The organism is Paenibacillus sp. FSL R5-0486 (genome assembly GCF_037975155.1).
GTDB lineage: Bacteria > Bacillota > Bacilli > Paenibacillales > Paenibacillaceae > Paenibacillus > Paenibacillus amylolyticus.
Window position 1 is genome coordinate 2084455 of record NZ_CP150237.1, and the last position, 17563, is coordinate 2102017.

At 45.4% G+C, this 17563-nt stretch carries 18 protein-coding genes; 14 read left to right on the plus strand and 4 right to left on the minus strand.

The window, feature by feature from the left end; genetic code table 11:
• Nucleotides 1–43 precede the first annotated feature (43 nt).
• From MKY01_RS09465 to MKY01_RS09505, 9 genes are all read left to right on the plus strand, one after another.
• Nucleotides 44–1312: a sulfotransferase gene (locus MKY01_RS09465; RefSeq protein WP_127544373.1), complete on the plus strand. Its 1269-nt coding sequence runs from the start codon at nucleotides 44–46 to the stop codon at nucleotides 1310–1312.
• On the plus strand, nucleotides 1309–3240 hold the full coding sequence (locus MKY01_RS09470; protein WP_036609989.1) for an asparagine synthase-related protein: 1932 nt from the start codon (nucleotides 1309–1311) through the stop codon (nucleotides 3238–3240). The genes MKY01_RS09465 and MKY01_RS09470 overlap by 4 nt, the downstream gene beginning before the upstream one ends.
• 65 nt (nucleotides 3241–3305) lie before the next feature.
• Nucleotides 3306–3440, plus strand: coding sequence for a paeninodin family lasso peptide (locus MKY01_RS09475; RefSeq protein WP_105598020.1), 135 nt, complete (start codon nucleotides 3306–3308; stop codon nucleotides 3438–3440).
• 53 nt (nucleotides 3441–3493) lie between these two features.
• Complete coding sequence (locus MKY01_RS09480) at nucleotides 3494–3631, plus strand: paeninodin family lasso peptide (protein ID WP_174806426.1); 138 nt, start codon at nucleotides 3494–3496, stop codon at nucleotides 3629–3631.
• A gap of 140 nt (nucleotides 3632–3771) precedes the next feature.
• Complete coding sequence (locus tag MKY01_RS09485) at nucleotides 3772–4719, plus strand: aldolase (RefSeq protein WP_338708242.1); 948 nt, start codon at nucleotides 3772–3774, stop codon at nucleotides 4717–4719.
• Nucleotides 4716–5015, plus strand: coding sequence for a lasso peptide biosynthesis PqqD family chaperone (locus MKY01_RS09490; protein WP_339286334.1), 300 nt, complete (start codon nucleotides 4716–4718; stop codon nucleotides 5013–5015). Before MKY01_RS09485 ends, MKY01_RS09490 begins: the two co-directional genes overlap by 4 nt.
• 1 nt (nucleotide 5016) lies before the next feature.
• On the plus strand, nucleotides 5017–5502 hold the full coding sequence (locus MKY01_RS09495; RefSeq protein ID WP_101313307.1) for a lasso peptide biosynthesis B2 protein: 486 nt from the start codon (nucleotides 5017–5019) through the stop codon (nucleotides 5500–5502).
• 52 nt (nucleotides 5503–5554) lie between these two features.
• Complete coding sequence (locus MKY01_RS09500) at nucleotides 5555–6688, plus strand: nucleotidyltransferase family protein (RefSeq protein WP_339287131.1); 1134 nt, start codon at nucleotides 5555–5557, stop codon at nucleotides 6686–6688.
• Nucleotides 6688–8505 (plus strand): ABC transporter ATP-binding protein, encoded by a 1818-nt coding sequence (locus MKY01_RS09505; RefSeq protein ID WP_338708919.1) that lies wholly within the window; start codon nucleotides 6688–6690, stop codon nucleotides 8503–8505. The genes MKY01_RS09500 and MKY01_RS09505 overlap by 1 nt, the downstream gene beginning before the upstream one ends.
• A gap of 158 nt (nucleotides 8506–8663) precedes the next feature.
• Here the strand turns inward: MKY01_RS09505 and cysC are convergent, their stop codons facing one another.
• Nucleotides 8664–9302 carry an adenylyl-sulfate kinase gene (gene cysC, locus MKY01_RS09510; protein ID WP_017689556.1) on the minus strand — a complete coding sequence of 213 codons (639 nt, stop codon included), beginning with the start codon at nucleotides 9300–9302 and terminating at the stop codon, nucleotides 8664–8666.
• Nucleotides 9303–9509: 207 nt separating this feature from the next.
• Between cysC and MKY01_RS09515 the strand changes: the two genes are divergently transcribed.
• On the plus strand, nucleotides 9510–9920 hold the full coding sequence (locus MKY01_RS09515) for a hypothetical protein (RefSeq protein ID WP_127544363.1): 411 nt from the start codon (nucleotides 9510–9512) through the stop codon (nucleotides 9918–9920).
• Between the two features lie 97 nt (nucleotides 9921–10017).
• Nucleotides 10018–10797 (plus strand): delta-lactam-biosynthetic de-N-acetylase, encoded by a 780-nt coding sequence (pdaA, locus tag MKY01_RS09520; protein ID WP_036669871.1) that lies wholly within the window; start codon nucleotides 10018–10020, stop codon nucleotides 10795–10797.
• A gap of 199 nt (nucleotides 10798–10996) precedes the next feature.
• Here pdaA and MKY01_RS09525 read toward each other — a convergent pair whose 3' ends face one another.
• Nucleotides 10997–11845, minus strand: coding sequence for a DegV family protein (locus tag MKY01_RS09525; protein ID WP_036609970.1), 849 nt, complete (start codon nucleotides 11843–11845; stop codon nucleotides 10997–10999).
• Nucleotides 11846–11951: 106 nt separating this feature from the next.
• Nucleotides 11952–12422 (minus strand): hypothetical protein, encoded by a 471-nt coding sequence (locus MKY01_RS09530; protein ID WP_083684617.1) that lies wholly within the window; start codon nucleotides 12420–12422, stop codon nucleotides 11952–11954.
• A 287-nt stretch (nucleotides 12423–12709) separates the two neighbouring features.
• Between MKY01_RS09530 and MKY01_RS09535 the strand changes: the two genes are divergently transcribed.
• Entirely contained in the window at nucleotides 12710–13096 is a 387-nt protein-coding gene (locus MKY01_RS09535) for a DUF423 domain-containing protein (RefSeq protein WP_017689551.1), read from the plus strand.
• A 124-nt stretch (nucleotides 13097–13220) separates the two neighbouring features.
• On the opposite strand, the gene MKY01_RS09540 is transcribed toward MKY01_RS09535, so the two are convergent.
• A complete protein-coding gene (locus tag MKY01_RS09540; protein WP_076318334.1) occupies nucleotides 13221–13793 on the minus strand; it encodes a hypothetical protein in 573 nt (190 codons plus the stop codon).
• A 269-nt stretch (nucleotides 13794–14062) separates the two neighbouring features.
• Here MKY01_RS09540 and MKY01_RS09545 point away from each other — a divergent pair, with 269 nt between their 5' ends.
• On the plus strand, nucleotides 14063–16783 hold the full coding sequence (locus tag MKY01_RS09545; RefSeq protein ID WP_339286337.1) for a hypothetical protein: 2721 nt from the start codon (nucleotides 14063–14065) through the stop codon (nucleotides 16781–16783).
• Nucleotides 16780–17538, plus strand: coding sequence for a hypothetical protein (locus MKY01_RS09550; protein WP_339286338.1), 759 nt, complete (start codon nucleotides 16780–16782; stop codon nucleotides 17536–17538). The genes MKY01_RS09545 and MKY01_RS09550 overlap by 4 nt, the downstream gene beginning before the upstream one ends.
• Nucleotides 17539–17563 lie beyond the last annotated feature (25 nt).

Here is a 17563-nt window from a genome sequence, read left to right on the forward strand (position 1 = left end):
CCCAGCTACACATTTATACTAATGAACAGAGGAGAGGCTGCCATTGATCGATGCTCAAGGTAACGGACTTGTTTTCTTACTATGTGTTCCCCGCAGTGGTAGTTCCTTATCCACCGTAATGCTGCAAAATCATAGTCGTATATTTGCCACCCAGGAAATGTGGTTTCTGATGAATCTTGTCGATTTACCCAAGGCTGATTCACGTGCTTACGGTGGCAGCTCCATCATGCGCCAGTTCTACAATGCCATGGTATCTGAGGATGTCTTCGAGAAGGCGTGCAGAAGTTTTGCTCTTGAAATCTACAATGGATTCCTGGAGGGGAGCGGAGCAGACTTCATCGTTGATAAATCTCCACGGTACTATTACATGCTGGAATGGCTGGATCGTCTGTTCCCTCAGTCCAAGCGTATTCATCTCCAGCGTAATCCTCTGGCCGTAGCTGCATCATTCAAAAAGGTAAACCGCCACACAGGAGAAGGATTCGACCTGATTCATAGTCTGCAGAGCCCCAAATTAAATATGAAATCCGTAGATCTCACACTTGGGATGCTCCGCTTGAATGATTATTTTGCCAAACCCCATTCCAATGCGTATGAATTGCAATATGAACGATTGGTTTCCAATCCTCAGGAAGAACTTGAGAAACTATGCGCGTTTCTGGGAATTCGATATGAACAGGGAATGGAGCAGTATGGACAGTTTCTGGACAGTGCCAAGTCTGACATGTTCTACAGTATGGGCGTGGGTGATCCTTTCCTCTCTTCGCATCAAGAGGCACATCAGGGTTCTGTTAACAACTGGAAAAACATATTAGAACCACATGAAGTTGAACTGTATTGCCGTGTGATGGGGGCAGATCTGTTCCACCAGATGGGATACAGTGAACAGCTCGCAGAAGCCGAACAATGGACGGGTGTACATTATGATGCAAGTCCGGATCAGGAGGTCATTGACCGAATCACGCATCAGTTGACAGCAGCGACCGGTTGCCAGTGGCAACCACAATACCGAATGCAACCGGCAGATTCTGTCGTTCATGATCCGGTTGGGAATCTTAATGACCCAGTTGTCGAAGAACCGGAAAAGACAGACCCGACGCTAGCTGCACTGGTAACGATCAGACAGCTGCAAGCCGCATTACGTGCAGCAGATCATCGTCTGGAACGGGGTTACAGTGAGCGAGAACGCTTGAAAGTCCAGCTGGCTTCTGCTCAAAGCAAAATACAGCGTATCAAATCATGGGTACCATTTGGTCATCAGATCAGCGCATGGGCTTCACAGCGCAAGATTCTACGGGGAGGCAAGTCATGAGCGCCATAGCAGGAATTGTTCACAACGATGGTCAGCAGGCGCTATGGGAAGACAGCTGGCGTCTGTACGCAAGCCTGGGGCATGTCCCTGCGGATACAACAGGAGTGTGGAAAGGCAATGAGGCGTTCCTCAGCTGTCATGCCCAATGGATTACACCGGAATCGGTTAGCGAGAAGTTGCCTTTATATGATGAGGAAAGTGGTCTGACCATCACGGCAGATGCCATTCTGGATAACCGGGAACAACTGGCAGATCAATTACAAATATCTAGAGCTGAACTGGCTATGTTGGCGGATAGTGAATTGATCTTGCGTGCCTATCAGCGCTGGGGAGACGATGTAGCCGTCCGATTGCTGGGGGATTTTGTATTCGCGATATGGGATGAGCGGAATCGAAAACTGTATGCAGCGAGAGACATTACAGGCATGAGAGCTTTTTATTACCGACATGATGGTTCACGTTTTGCTTTCTGCACACTGATGAATCCGTTGCTCGGGCTTGAAGGGGTACATAAAGAACTTGATGAGACCTGGCTGTCCGAATTCCTTGCCATTCCTGACATGCATGATTCAGCAGATATCAATTCAACTGTATATCGGGGAATAAGCCAGCTGCCTTCTGCACATACACTTGTCTTCCGGGATGGGAGACTGGAGCTGAAGCAATATCATCGCTGGAATGAAGTGGAACCTCTAAGGCTTAAATCCGATGGCGAGTATGTAGAAGCGTTTAGGGAGGTCTTTGGGCAGGCGGTTGGATCACGATTGCGAACGCACAGACAGGTGGCTGCTGCATTAAGTGGCGGACTGGACTCGGGAGCCGTGGTTGGTTTTGCTTCCGGAACACTGAGAAGTCAGGGCAAACGGCTGCAGGCCTATAGTTATGTTCCCGTACCGGATTTCACAGATTATACGTCGAAAACGTTGCTCGCAGACGAACGGCCCTTCATACGTTCCACGATTAATCATGTCGGCAATATCACAGAGAACTACCTCGATTTTGAAGGCAGAAGTCCACTCAGTGAAGTAGATACCTGGCTCGACATTATGGAAATGCCCTATAAATACTTTGAAAATTCATTCTGGATTCGCGGATTCTATGAAAAAGCGAGCCAGCAAGATGCAGGCATCCTGCTCACAGGGGCACGTGGTAATTTCACCATCTCCTGGGGACCGGCTCTGGATTATTACGCCAGTCTACTGAAAAGTGGCCGCTGGTACCGCTGGTTCCGTGAGATGCAGCAGTATAGTGAACGAACGGGCATGCCTTTCTCACGTATAGCCAAGATCACCGGGAAAAAGGCATATCCGGATTGGTTCAAGGCTCAGTCCAAAGGAGCCAGCCAGGCCGCATCCGTACAATTGATCCATCCTGACTTTGCGCAGAGAACGGGTGTACTGGAAAGACTCAAATCCATTATTGTTCTGCAGGGCGGTGCCCAGGCTGATGCACTCAAAGTACGTGCCGAGAAATTTAATAACCTGGCCATCGCCAACAAAAACGGTGCTGTAGCTACGAAATGTTCTCTGCGTTACCGCGCTTGGGAACGTGATCCGACAAGTGATGCCAGAGTCATCCGGTTCTGTCTGTCCGTTCCGATTGAACAATATGTGAAACAAGGGACGGATCGTTCATTGATTCGCCGGGCTACTTCACCGGAGTTGCCTGACAAGGTCAGACTGAATCAGCGGGTACGGGGTGTGCAGCCTGCAGATTGGTTACATCGCATCATTCCGAATTGGGATGCCTTTACCGCCGAGTTACGTGCTTTGTGTTCTGACAGCAAGGTCGCTGGCATATTAAACACGGAGCGTATCAAGTCTGCCCTGGCCAATTTCCCGAGTCCAAGACCTGAACTTGCTTCGCATCCAGATCTGCGATTGATGATGCATAGTCTGATCGTCTATCGGTTCATTCGGAAATTCTGATATAGCCCGGTAAACTGTGGGCCCGGACTTTTCTTACATTTGACTCATGATAGGAGGTGAATACGATGCAAAGGGAAAAAAAGGAATGGCAAGAACCAGCACTGGAAATATTGGAAGTCAACCAAACAATGGCGGGCACAGGTTACAAACATATCGACTGGGTTACGGTTCACGATGCGGATCTCTACGGAACTAGTTAGAAAGCTTTACCATATGCCATCATACTTAGAAGTGCGAAAAGGAGGTGAATACGATGCAAATGGAAAAAAAGGAATGGCAAGCACCAGCTCTTGAAGTGTTGGAAGTCAATCAAACAATGGCCGGTACTGGCTACAGACAAATTGACTGGATCACGGTTCACGATGCGGATCTGTACGATCCAACTTCCTAAGTTGTTTAGTTTTATGAAGTGTCATCATACTTAAAGGGCGGAAATGCAACAAATCCAGCTTTTCGCCTCCGCCCTTATATTGAGCAACATGAATATAAGGGCTTTTTTTTTACATTTTATTACGAAGGAGGCGTCGTTCATTGTTGCCTGTGCATTATGTGGCGTATGGTCTGCGCTGGTCGAGCCAAATTCGAATGCCTGAACTACAGATCGCACCCAAGGATGCGGAGACTGATTTTGATGTCGTGGATGTGCACATCGAGTCTTCAGATCTGACCCCATTGTGGGAGGATTGGGATGTAGGCAACGACAACTTTGTGGCACGAGAGGGCAGTCTTTTTTTCAAAATCGAAGATACAGGTCTGTTTCTAATGGAGCATGGAAAGCGTATCGTTGTATCCCCTCAGCCAGGAGCGGATGAGAAAAAGGTCAGATTATTCATCCTGGGCACCTGTATGGCGGTCATTATGATGCAGCGTGGTATTCTTCCATTGCATGGTAGTGCAGTGGTTATTGATGGCTGGGCTTACGCATTCGTCGGACATTCGGGGGCAGGCAAATCGACACTGTCGGCCGCACTGGCATCACGCGGATATCCGCTTCTCACCGATGATGTTGTTGCACTGACCTGGGATGCTGGAGGAAGAGCTATTGTATCACCTGGTTACCCGCAACAGAAGTTATGGCAACCCAGTCTGGACGGCTTCGGCATGAAGGAACAGGATTATGCAACGGTTCACGCAGAGATTACAAAGTATGCGATACCTGTTCAGCACTATTTTCATGAGATGGCCGTACCATTAGGTGGAATATTTGAACTTGCTCCACAACCGGAGGAAAACCATACATCTGTTCAACTGGTTGAAGTGACGGGGCTGGAACGACTGCATCTGTTATGCTCGCATACGTTCCGTGGTGGACTCGTTGCAAGACAAGGGCTGGCACAGTGGCTGTTCGAGACGGCTTCAAGACTTTCAGCAAGTGTGGAGATTGGCAGATTGGTCAGAACGGGTGCTGAGTTTACAGCATTTGAGATGGTGGAGCGGATCACAGATCATATACGCAAAGGAGTGCATACAGGACAATGACAGCGACTACGCCGATGAATGTGGAAGACCGGGTAACCCGGAAGGAAGGCAATCTGGTCAGTGATATGGGCAGTGAGAAAGTCATGATGAGCATTAGCTCTGGAAAATACTATAATCTCGGGAGTACCGGTGGACGAATCTGGGATCTGATCGCAGAAGAACGCACGCTGGGTGAAGTTGTTGAGGTACTTGCTACGGAGTATGAGATTGAGCCAGATGTATGTCGTGAGCAGGTAGTACAATTCCTGGAACATCTGTCCCGTGAAGGTTTAATCGACGTTAATCGCGGAGTGTAGAATGATGTTGCGAAAAATAAAGGCTTATCTCTCGCTCCCGCGGTCGATGCGTCGACTGGTATGGGAGGCCTATATCCTCCTTGGCTGGGCACGCATACAGAAGGCTATGCCATTCGCTAAAATCGCGCCAGGGCTGGGTACGCCTATGGTAGAAACACCGATGACAGGACTCGAACGCAGCGAGGTCATCACTATACGGAATATTTCCAAAGCAATTTCGCTCGCCAGCAAATATACGTTATGGGAAAGCCGCTGCCTTGTAATGGCGATTGCCGGGATGAAGATGCTTGAGCGACGCAAGATAGAGAGTACGTTATACATGGGGACTGCACGGAATAAGCAAGGACATATGATGGCTCATGCCTGGCTGCGAAGTGGTAAATTGATCGTGACCGGAGCTGATACTATGGACCAATATACGGTTGTCGGTGTGTTTGGCAAACGGTGTCCGGAGAAGGGATCTGGGGAGATTGTCTATGATACATGAAAGTGAACTCTATTCATCAGGGTTTCCGAAGGAGCTTAAGCTGATTTTGAGCATGATTAGAGGTGATCTGACGGCTCTATCCCCTGAAGAACTCAAGGCGGGTTTGCAAGGAACCGATTGGCAGCTCTTTCTGCGGCTTGTCTATCATCACCGCTTATACTCTGTCCTTTATTTGAAAATGAAAGAATTAAACTCTGCAATCATTCCTGCAGATGTTATGGAGAGTTTGAGACAACAATATACGGCCAATACGTTCCGCATGTTACATCTGACAGCTGAAATGGAGCAGGTGTGTGGGGCTTTTCGTGAACGCGGCATCCGCAATATTACACTAAAGGGGCCAGCGCTCGCCCATGATCTCTATGGCGATGTATCGATGCGAACCTCCAAAGACCTGGATATCCTGATTCCGTTTGATGATGTGGAAGCGGCTGAAGGCATTCTGGCTACCCTCGGATATGTATCCAAGGAAGGGGAGCGGGCACCTACGGTGCGCAGCTGGAAATGGCGGGAACATCATATCTGTTACACCCATCCGGTCAAAAGGACTCAAGTGGAGATCCATTGGCGTCTGAACCCGGATTCGGGTAAAGAAACCGATTTTGAATTGCTGTGGAAACGCAGTCGGTTCAGTTCATACACACAGACACCTGTCCGTATGCTCGAACAAGAAGACCTATGGGCCTATCTCGTAACCCATGGTGCACGACACGGCTGGTTCAGACTGCGCTGGTTACTGGATATCGACCAGATGATCCGCAGCATGCCACTTGATGTGAAGAAATTAGAGAGACGTCTGAAAGCGGAGGGACGTTTATCCATTGGTTCACAGGCTCTTTATCTGGCCTCGGAGCTGCTGAATACGCCGCTGGATGTAGAGTACAGGTCCTTGATGTCCTTGAGTGACCGTACAGGTAAACGATTAGCCAACGAAGGCGCAAAGTTCATGAACGACATGCTGGAAAGTCCGGCTGATATGAAGTCTTATCAATCGTATTTGTTTAAACTTCGAAGTACAAAACAGAAATGGTTTTTCTTTATTGAACGTTTATATCCAAGTACATGGGATGTGGATCAACTGCCGCTTCCGCGTTCTTTGTTTTTTCTGTACTTTCCGTTACGTCCGTTTCTCTGGTTCTGGCGGCGAATTAAAAGGTATACGGTGACGGAAAGGGGTAAAGTATGATCTCGGAATTAAGGTATTTCATGCGAAAGTTGCATCATGTCACGGGGCCCATTTTATATTGGAATCTGCTAGGGATGATCTGTATCAGTCTCATGGAAGGGATCGGCATCTACATGCTTGTTCCGATGTTGAGTCTGATTGGCATATTTGAGATGGGCTCCACAGGCTTAAACATTCCCTGGCTTGGCGACGTGTTGAATCGTTTTTCTGAAAATAGCCAATTGTTACTCGTATTGTTCACCTTTGTGTTGATTGTCTCCGGACAGGCCTGGATGCAGCGTCTCCAGACGATCCGTAATACTCGAATCCAACAGCAATTTGTACGAACGCTGCGCATGGAAACCTATGGTGCTATTATTATGGCGCAATGGTCATTTTTTCTCCAAAAACGAAAATCCGATTTTAACCATATATTAACGACTGAACTTGCACGTGTGAGCCAGGGAACGAGCATTATGCTGCAAATGGCAGCCTCTCTGATCTTTACGGGCATTCAGATCGGTCTTGCTTTCTGGTTATCCGCCAAGCTGACGGCACTTGTGCTGGTCTGTGGATTGTTATTATTTTTTGTCTTGAGAAAATTCGTCAAGCGCGCCAAGCAGATCGGGGATCAGACCTCTGAATTCTCGCAAAGTTATTATAACGGCATTACCGAGCATTTCAACGGCATTAAGGATATTAAGAGTAACATGCTTGAGCGCTCACACATGAACTGGTTTGAGCGCATGTGCAGACAGATAGAACGCAATGTTATTCAGTTTAGCCAATTGAACAGTGGAACACAGCTGATTCACCGGATGTCCGCGGCAATCATTATTGCGGCATTCATCTATCTTTCTCTCCGTGTAATGACGGTGCCTCCAGCAAGTCTGCTGCTCATCATCCTAATCTTTTCCCGATTATGGCCAAGGTTTACGGCAATTCAGTCCAATCTGGAGTACATCAGCTCCATGCTGCCTGCATTTCGGGTAGTCAGAGAACTGCAAGCGCAGACGGCGAAGAGTCGTGAGATTAGTGAAGAGATTGCTTCGGCAGGAGACGTTGGAACTGATGGGATTCAACCTATGGAACTGAAGGAATCTATTACCTGTGAGGATGTCTGCTATCGCTATGAGGGAAGTGATATGTACTCATTGCGAAATGTGCAAGCTTCGATTCCAGCAAGGGGTATGACCGCGATTGTGGGGAAATCCGGAGCAGGCAAAAGCACGCTGATAGATCTGATTATGGGCCTCGTAAGGCCTGAAACTGGTCGTATTTTGATTGACGGTGTGCCTCTGTCAGAAGAACGATTATTGAGCTGGCGAAGTTCCATCGGATATGTCTCCCAAGATCCATTCCTGTTTCACACAAGTATTCGTGAGAATCTGCGTCTGGTTGATCCAAATGCAAGTGAAGAACAGATGTGGCAGGCTTTGCAATTTTCCTCCTCTGCGGCATTTGTACGGAAGCTGCCTCAGGGTCTGGATACGATTATTGGTGATCGGGGTATTCGGCTATCCGGGGGTGAACGTCAGCGATTGGTGCTTGCCCGGGCTATGCTGCGTAATCCTTCTGTATTGGTACTGGATGAAGCAACGAGTGCGTTGGACAGTGAGAATGAACAGTACATTCATGAGGCGCTGGAACGGTTAAAAGGACATGTGACCATTATCGTGATTGCACACCGATTGTCCACGATTCGGACGGCAGATCGTGTAATTGTACTTGATGAAGGTCGGGTGATTCAAGAGGGCGGGTACCAGCAGTTATCTACTGATCCGGTAGGGACGTTCAGCAAACTTTTGAACATGCAAGCAGGTGTTGTGGGGCAGTAAGTGAGTGGACATCAGAAGACGTTCAAACGTGATGATAGAGTATGTATCTTTTTCTCTTTATTCATTTATCTATGGTATAACCAGCAATGGGTTCACGTAAAGAGGCGCGCCACGATTGGTGCGCCTTTCATGTAAGTAGTTAGTATGATGAGCAAGAATTAATGAACGAGGGCTGTTTTCGTAGGAAGCGGCAGTTGAAGAGCACCGATCTGCTCCAAATGCTGTACGATCTCTTGCACGGCTTCCTCAATGGACCATTGCTCTGTATCGATGATAAATGAAGGAGATTTGGGTACATCATAGGGGGCGGAAATGCCTGTGAAATGCGGGATGTCACCATTGCGTGCTTTTTTGTATAGACCCTTGGGATCACGACGCTCACATTCTTGAATTGAACAGCGCACATAGATTTCAATGAAATCATCTGGTTCAAATAACTGTCTAACCATCTCCCGATCCTGTTCATGAGGAGAGATAAAAGCCGAAAGTACAAACAACCCGGCATCTACCATTAACTTTGATACTTCACCAATTCGCCGCAGATTTTCTTGACGATCCCCTGCTGTAAAACCGAGATCACGGTTCAGTCCATGACGTACATTATCCCCGTCCAGAACATAACAGCGTACGCCTTGATCGTAGAGATACTGCTCCAGGGCAAATGCAAGGGATGACTTTCCTGCACCTGATAACCCGGTAAACCATATGGCACGACTATGGTGCCCATTATGCTTCTCCCGGTCTTGCCTGTTGATGCTGGATGATTGCCAGGTTATGTTGCGCTCTTCCTTCGACATGAGTATCCCGCCTTTTCCCTACCATGATATGTATAATATTTTAACATATTTACAAGATTATAGCACCTTACAGATTTCTTCAAAATAAGCGTGAATCGACAAAATATCGGGTATAGATGTAGTACATACATAAGCATTATGCATATATCCAAGGAGTATTTTGAATCGAATGATGCAAAATGCTCACATAGCAGGAGGAACAATGTCATGAACAAAAACATACAAAACATACAAGTTGGGTTCAAATGCCATGATTGCCAGCAGGATATCCGCGCTGAATTTATAGATGAACAGGTCAGCACGGTTCGTTGTAAAGGTTGTGACAGAGCGTATACACTTTTGAAGCCAACCATCGGTGATGAGATTCTACTGGATTGGGAGCAGGAGGCTTTGTATCACAAGCTGAGGGCAGAGCGGTCTGAACTGGATAATCACAATATGTCGGCCTTGATTATCAAAGTTATCGAGTTGCTTACATGGCGTGATCGGGGAGATGGACAGACCCGTGCCATACAGACCGTGAGGGAATGGCTTGCTTCCAGTGGCAAACCTCAGACCTTACTTGAATTGTTCCATCAATCTCCGCCACAACCTGAAAATAAACGTTTCGATCGTTAATGATTTACATACATTAGCCGTTCCTGTGGCATATTACCTGAAGGTGTTCGTGTGTGCAAACGACTAACCGAATTTTTCAGGAACAGGAGCGGATAGAATGAAGCGAATGGTTCTATATATACTGTTGGGACTGTTATCCATCAGTATGGTACCGGCACAGACTGAAGCATCACCGGTTACCGGAGCGTATCACTTTGGCTTCAAAAAAAGTCAAAACGGTCAACTGCCCTCCATTGATCAGGAAGGCTTTAAATCAATCTTACAACATAACGATGCCATTTTCCTGGGGGATACAAAACAGAAGGAATTGTATCTCACGTTTGATAACGGGTATGAGAATGGATTCACACCTGCCATTCTGGATGTTTTGCGTACCAAGAAGGTGCCAGCTGCTTTCTTTGTGACAGGTCATTATCTGAAAGATCAGCCTGAGTTGGTCAAACGTATGGCGGCTGAAGGTCATATTGTCGGTAATCATTCATGGAGTCATCCGGATATGACCCGCATCTCCAATGAAAAGCTTAGAGAGGAACTTGAGAAGGTCAAGACGGAGGTCAATCGGCTGACCGGTCAACAAGCGACCTTTTTACGGCCACCGCGTGGAATTTTTAACAATCGTACGCTTGCAGAGAGTCATGCCCAAGGGTATGTGAATGTGTTCTGGTCTGTTGCTTATAAAGATTGGGATACCAATGTGCAGCGTGGCGCACAATATGCTCATCAACAGGTGTTGAAACAACTCCATCCGGGCGCTGTCATTTTGCTTCATTCGGTATCCAAAGATAACACGGAGGCTCTTGGTTCCATTATTGATGAGGCCCGCAAGCAAGGATACGCATTCAAAAGTCTGGATGATCTGCGGACCAAAAGTTATTGATCCATTATCATAATGAGCAATGGACCAAATGTAGGTCATTCAAAAGTTTAGCAAAAATATTAAAGGGCATCCTGAGCGATTAAGCTCGGAATGCCCTTTTTAGTTATAACGTTATGCCAGTCCAAGTATTGGATGTACCACATACAGATCCAGAAGAAAGGATTGGATTGGGTAATACGATACGATGTAAAGTGTAATACTATAAAACAGTATTATAGATGATTCCAATCGTTTTCGGGCCGCAGTGACTGCATACTACACAACCAGCAGTGGTCAGTTCCACACGGGCACCCGTTTGTTCCTGCAGAGACTTCTGCAAGTCAAGCGCATCCTCTTCAGCCATGGTGTGCACAACAATCAGCAGGTCTGGATCGATCTGATCCTTCTGGCTGAGCGTATTATTCAACATTTGTTCCAGAGCTTTCTCCCGTTTGCCGCGCACTTTATAGGCAGGTGCCATCTTGCCATCTGTTACCCGGATGACAGGACGAATCTTCAACAGGCTTCCAATCAGGTTCTGCATGCCCGAACAGCGTCCGCCTTTATGCAGATACTCTAGTGTATCGATAACAAACTCCGTGCGTACATTTGATTTCATCGCCTCAATCAGGTGTGTAATCTGAGTCAGGTTTTGTCCTTTATCAGCAGCATGAACAGCTTTCATCACCATCAGTGCAATTCCTGATGAGAGATTCTGTGAGTCAATGACCGATATTCGACCTTCCGGGAACTCGGAACTCGCTAGTCGTGCATTTTGATAGGTAGAGGAAAGTTCAGAAGATAAGCTGATATATAAAATCTCATCCCCTTGATCTATGTAAGGTTGAAATGCCGTTATGAAATCAGCGGGGGAAGGTGCAGCTGTTTTGGGAAGACGCCCATCTTGGCTAACACGTTCATATAGCTGTTCAGGCTTAATCTCAGCACCGTCTTTCAGTGATTCTTCACCAAACACGACATATAAGGGGATGATACCGATATCGTGCTGCTGGATCCATTCTGGAGCCAGATCACTTGTGCTGTCCGCAAAAATTTTGATTCGTGACATGTCAATCTCCTTTGAAAACAATGATTTTGGCAAAAAAATATAGATTATACTTATGTGTAAACCCATTCATTTTAATTATAAGGAAACATGACGCTGATGCAAAGCGTTACATCAGCGTCATGCCCACCAAGATAAGTCCAACGAATAACAGAATCATGATCCCATTTAATAGGGTTCCGATAATGGCAAAAACTTTCTTTCGATTCTTGAGGACAAGACCAATAATTCCGACGATGCCTCCGGCCAGATTGAGAATCAGGCAGACCAGGATGGCTAATGAAGCCAGAGCCACTGCTGGATGCAAGGCGATCTCTTCTGTCTGCAACGGGGTTAGAACTCCGATGGACTCGTTTACAGCCATGGTGGCAATAAAGAATATCAGAATATAACCCAAGATTGCAACCAACCCAATGACAAAGCTGGCGATCCCAGGTCCGGAATGTTTCAGTGGTGCCATTGGTTGCCTCTCATGATCTGGCGGGTATGCTTCATACCCATTGTTATTGTATGGATCTGCACGGCCAGGATTCTGATCCGTGTTGTTATAACCTGAATTATAGGAATCGCGATTATCCATAATGTTGACTTGCCTCCCTTAATCATCGTACTGAATGTTATTAACCTAATCGATGAGTAATGATTCTCCTTTTAAAATACAACGATTACATACCTGTTTACTTTTCCATAATTATCGATAAAAATCAAGGATTTACGCCAGTTTTCTACGATATTTAGGGTAGGGATAGGTTTAGTAAGTATAAACAGACATATGATCTATGAAGCTCCACCCCGACTGGTAAAGGAGGAGTGGATTCGCTACAATAATAGGAGTGAAGTGTAGTTGAATTAAGGGAGAGAACTTATATGCAACGAAGATGGATGATGCTTGGAGCTGTAATGACCATGCTATCGGTGGCGATTGGTGCGTTTGGTGCTCACATGCTCAAGGATACGATTGGGCCGGCGGCCATCGCTACATATGAGACAGGTGTGCAATATCACATGATTCATGCATTGGCTTTGCTCATTATTGGTTTGACGGCTGGTCAACTTGGAGCATCGACAAAACTGAAGTGGGCAGCGCGTCTGTTGTTTATCGGAATTATTGTGTTCTCGGGCAGCTTGTATGTGCTTAGTATTTCTGGCATCAAGATTCTGGGTGCCATCACACCGATTGGTGGGGTAGCCTTCATTGCCGGATGGTTGTTATTGGCATTAGATGTATGGCAGCGAGGTAAGGATCGCTCCTGATCGGTCCAAACAAATCTCGGAGGGTTCAATCCTGTATGAACCATTGAACTAAAAAAGCAACTTGCGTTAGAATGTCCCGTCATTCTAACGCAAGTTGCTTTTTGTTTTAATCCGATGAAGTTAGTTACAGAAACTCATCGATTTCATTGGTTCGGAACGTATACACCTGTTTTTCATCGACATGGTAGATGCTCACAATACTGGTATCACGATCAAAATTCAGAATACGGCAAGGAATGCTCTGATGTTTACCGTTCTTGTTATTGACAACAATACGGGTGAGTTTATTCTCTTTAATGAGTGTGTCAATCCACGCATCAAAAGAGTTTCCATCGGATACATTGGATGTTTGGGTGGCAGGCTTTTTCTCGCTAACCGGTTGTTCTTGTAGATTCTGTGTTTTGACTGGAGCAGGTGAGGCAGGTGTCTGAGCTGCAGTGGACGCCTTCTGTGCTGCGTTGGCTTTTTTGCGTTCGTTGTGAAGTGTGACGAAAGAGTCCTTCTTGGACTGGAGTGTCGCTTCAATAATTTTGCCTAGCTCTATGCCGGATTGAATCCGAAAGTCCGCAATTTGTTCTTCATTGTTTATGAACTCCAACAGGGACTGCAGTGCCAATGCATTTGAGCGGCTCTTAATAAGTATATCGACATTAAATAAAAAGCCGATGTCCTCTTGATTGGATAAGGTTTCTTTCATTCATCCCAGCCCCGTTAAAAATTATGTCAGCTCAAAAAAACGCTTCAATTCACTATATCATTAAAAAGGAAATTATCATAGTGCTAGAGACGCAGAAATATGCCGATTCGAGATGTATCTAGTCCCGGAGTGCCCCTTAATTTCTCCCCAGAATAGAACAAATATTCTTCTTTTTTCATCCCCTGATCGTCCTGTTTGCCTGCGCCAGTCGTGCGGGTCTACTCTATAATTTATTTAATCAGGACAGGAAGCAACAGGGGGAATCGGGAATGGGCAATGCATATCAGGATCGATTGAGATACGTTTATAAAATTACATCTTCCAGAATTAGAAAAGCGGATTATGATCTGCATCTTACTTATCAAGAAGCGACAGTAAATGGAGAAGTGGCATCTATTGGAAACCATCAGGTGTTTCGTTTTATCGATCGTATTCGAGGCTACAAAGAGAGGGAACAAGATCTGGCTAGAATCAAGCTGGAAATAGAGCGATTAAAAGCCTTGAAAACCAATGCTGAACATAAAAGAACAATGAAGAAATTGCATGAAGAACTGAAAAACCTGAAATTTGCCGATGATTACTTGCTGGTGGTCATTGAAAATAATAAAGACTATGATCGGCTGAATTCATCGAAAGCTTTCTCCATCAACGGCAAGAAATACAAGCGGTTATTGGCTACGACAGGTGGAGCCAAAAGTTCGACGGTCATTTATGTGAGTGAGGATATTCATCCGCTGTTAGAGAAAAGATTGAATAACGGCAGAGATCCCAATAAAGAGCTGGTTCCTGCCAAACTGGAGGCGTATAAGGCCTTGGCTTGCAGTACAAGCACGCCTGTGTCACATCCCGAGCGGGTATTGGTTGTTCATGATTGTATAACTGAATTTGGTGCAGACATAATTCAGATTGATGATACCGAGACAGAATACCCTCGCATAGAGAGTAGGAAAAATGAGCCTATTCAGATGAATATGAGTGATGGGTTCGGTCTTATCTCTCCTGCACTTAGTGAACGATGGGCAACCGAGCTGGGACATGCATATATCCCGAGTGGCTTCTGTATCCGTAATAGCTTCTGTAAAGGTATGGTCTTTACATTTGATTATCACGAATTTGCAGATCGAGTTGCAGGCAATGATATGGTGGACGATGCCTGGGGTAATCCTGTGGATATTCGAGAGGTAGACCTGATCATCACAACGTCCATGCTCAAACTATGGAGCTCATACAACAGTATCGACGATTACCTGTTATGTTGCGGTTATTATGGCTACACGTTCAGCGTAACGAAGGTTACACCCGAACAACTGGAGGATGAGCGTCATTTAAATTACCAGTTTATTCAGTCACTCCAATTGGATGATAACGAGATTGGTGAACTTATTCGTCCCACAGTAGACTCGATTAAAAATGTGCTAGGTGAAGACTATCGCAAGGCACTGTTATTTCTCAAAGGAATTCACATCCATGAGAATGATTATAGAAATAGTCCAGATGATTATATCAAAGGGCTGATGGTAGACCCGCGACTTATAGATGATCCTTTTGTGCGCAACAAAATTCATACCTTAATACGTAAACGAATGAATGAAGCCAAGATCGGAGTTCTAAGAGTGAAAGGCAATTTCAGCATTATTTCTGGCGATCCCTATACATTGTGTCAGAGCATATTTGGCTTACCTTTAACAGGATTGCTGAGTTCAGGTGAGTTCTACTCCAGCTATTGGAATGAACGCCATGTGGACCGCGTAGCTTGCTTCAGAGCTCCGATGACTTGTCATAACAATATTAAGGTGCTTCGTTTTCAAAATACAGATGAGATGCAGCATTGGTATCGCTATATGAACACGGTCACGATCTTAAATTCATGGGATACGACGACACATTCCTTAAATGGTGCAGATATGGATAGTGATCAGGTCTTAACTACAGACAACCACACAATTCTTGGGGCAATTCAGGAGCTTGATGCGATTGTATGTGTACAGAAAACCTCAGCCCCAAAAATTCCGGATGAAAAGGATCTGATTCAGGCTAACAAAGACAGCTTTGGTGATCTGATCGGTTTTACAACGAACAAAATCACGTCGATGTTTGATGTATTAGCCAATTATGAGGAGCATAGTGCAGAATATCAGGAAATGATGTACCGAATTCAATGTGGTCAGCATTATCAACAAAATGCCATTGATCAGGCCAAAGGTATTGAATGTAAAAAAATGCCGAAGCACTGGTATGATATTCGCGCTGCGGTAACGGACGAGTCTGCCTTGAAAATGGTAGCACACAAGAAACCTTATTTTTTCATATACAATGACCCGGAACAGAAAAAAGAATATACCACCTATGTAGAAAAAACGAGTCAGAAGTGCTTGCAGTTATTTGGCATGACTGTGGATGAGTTGTATTCGAAGAAGGAGCTATCTCCGGATCAGGAACAGTTCCTGGCACAGTATGAGCAGAGAATGCCTGTATCCACGGCACCATCTGTGATGAACCGGTTATGCCATCAAGTGGAAGACGAGTTCAACAAGTTAAAGTTAAAACAGACCGAGAGTCCGTTTGATCATACGATATTGAAGAGTACCAAGAAATATTCCCAGGCTCGTTATAAAGAGCTCCAACGATTATATCAGATGCATAACGAAGAGCTACGTAGCTATATGACTAACTTGCGCAAGAGTAAGGTGAAAAAGGAAGAAAGATCTGCCCGATGGCAGTTGTTTGTTTCACGTTTCAAGGAGCAGGCGCTGGAGATCTGCAATAACGAAGAAGATTTGTGCAATATGATTGTGGACATGTGTTATCGAAATGCGGAAAAATCAAAGCAATTTGTATGGGATGTCTCCGGGGATCAAATTATTCGCAATCTATTGCTTAGCAATGATCACATCATTCATTATCCGGTTAGAGACCGGGACGGCGATATTGAGTACGCGGGAAAAACCTTTAAAATGACCCAAATGCATGTGAAGGAGCAGCGCCCTTGAAAATCATTCTGAATGAACGTCATCATGCCGAGCAAGCAATTGCACATGGGAAAATGGATAAGAAGCCAACCAAAACGTTGATGTGTTTAGCTAAATACGGGCTTCAACAAGGGAAGAACGCCGAAGATGCATATGCGTTGTTAAATCAGTTTATGACCAAGTATTATCCAGACTACAATGCTGTCCAGTGGGATACATTTCTCAATCGTATCATTAAGCAGTCTCAGAAGTATATCAAGATAAGGGAGGAGGCAAGCAAGAGCACGCTAATCGAGATTGATCATGTACCTGTAACGCACGAAGAACTTCAAAAGATCAAACAACTTAAAAGTAAACGACTCGAGAAATTGGCCTTTGTTTTACTGGTCTACAGCAAGATTAATAATCGAATCAATGAAAATGATACGTACTGGATTAATCATGAATGGAAAGAAATCTACGGTGATAGTCAAATGGCCGTAAGCAAAAAAGATCAGGGGTTATTGGTGCACAAACTTATTCAGTTAGGGTATCTCAAAGAAAGTCAACGTGTCGATTCAACTAACGTACAGGTTTTGTTCGCTGCGGAGCATGGTGAGGTTGCCTTCCAGTTAGTTCGCTTCGATGACTTTGTGTTGGAGTATTCTCGCTGGAAAGGAGAAAACATCAAAAATTGTACCGTATGCGGAAAACGAATGCTGGCAAAATCGAATCGAATGAAATACTGCAAGGAGTGCAAAAAAGCTGGCATTAGTCTCATTAGAAAACCTCTCTAAAGCCAGACACAGCAATGCTGTGCAT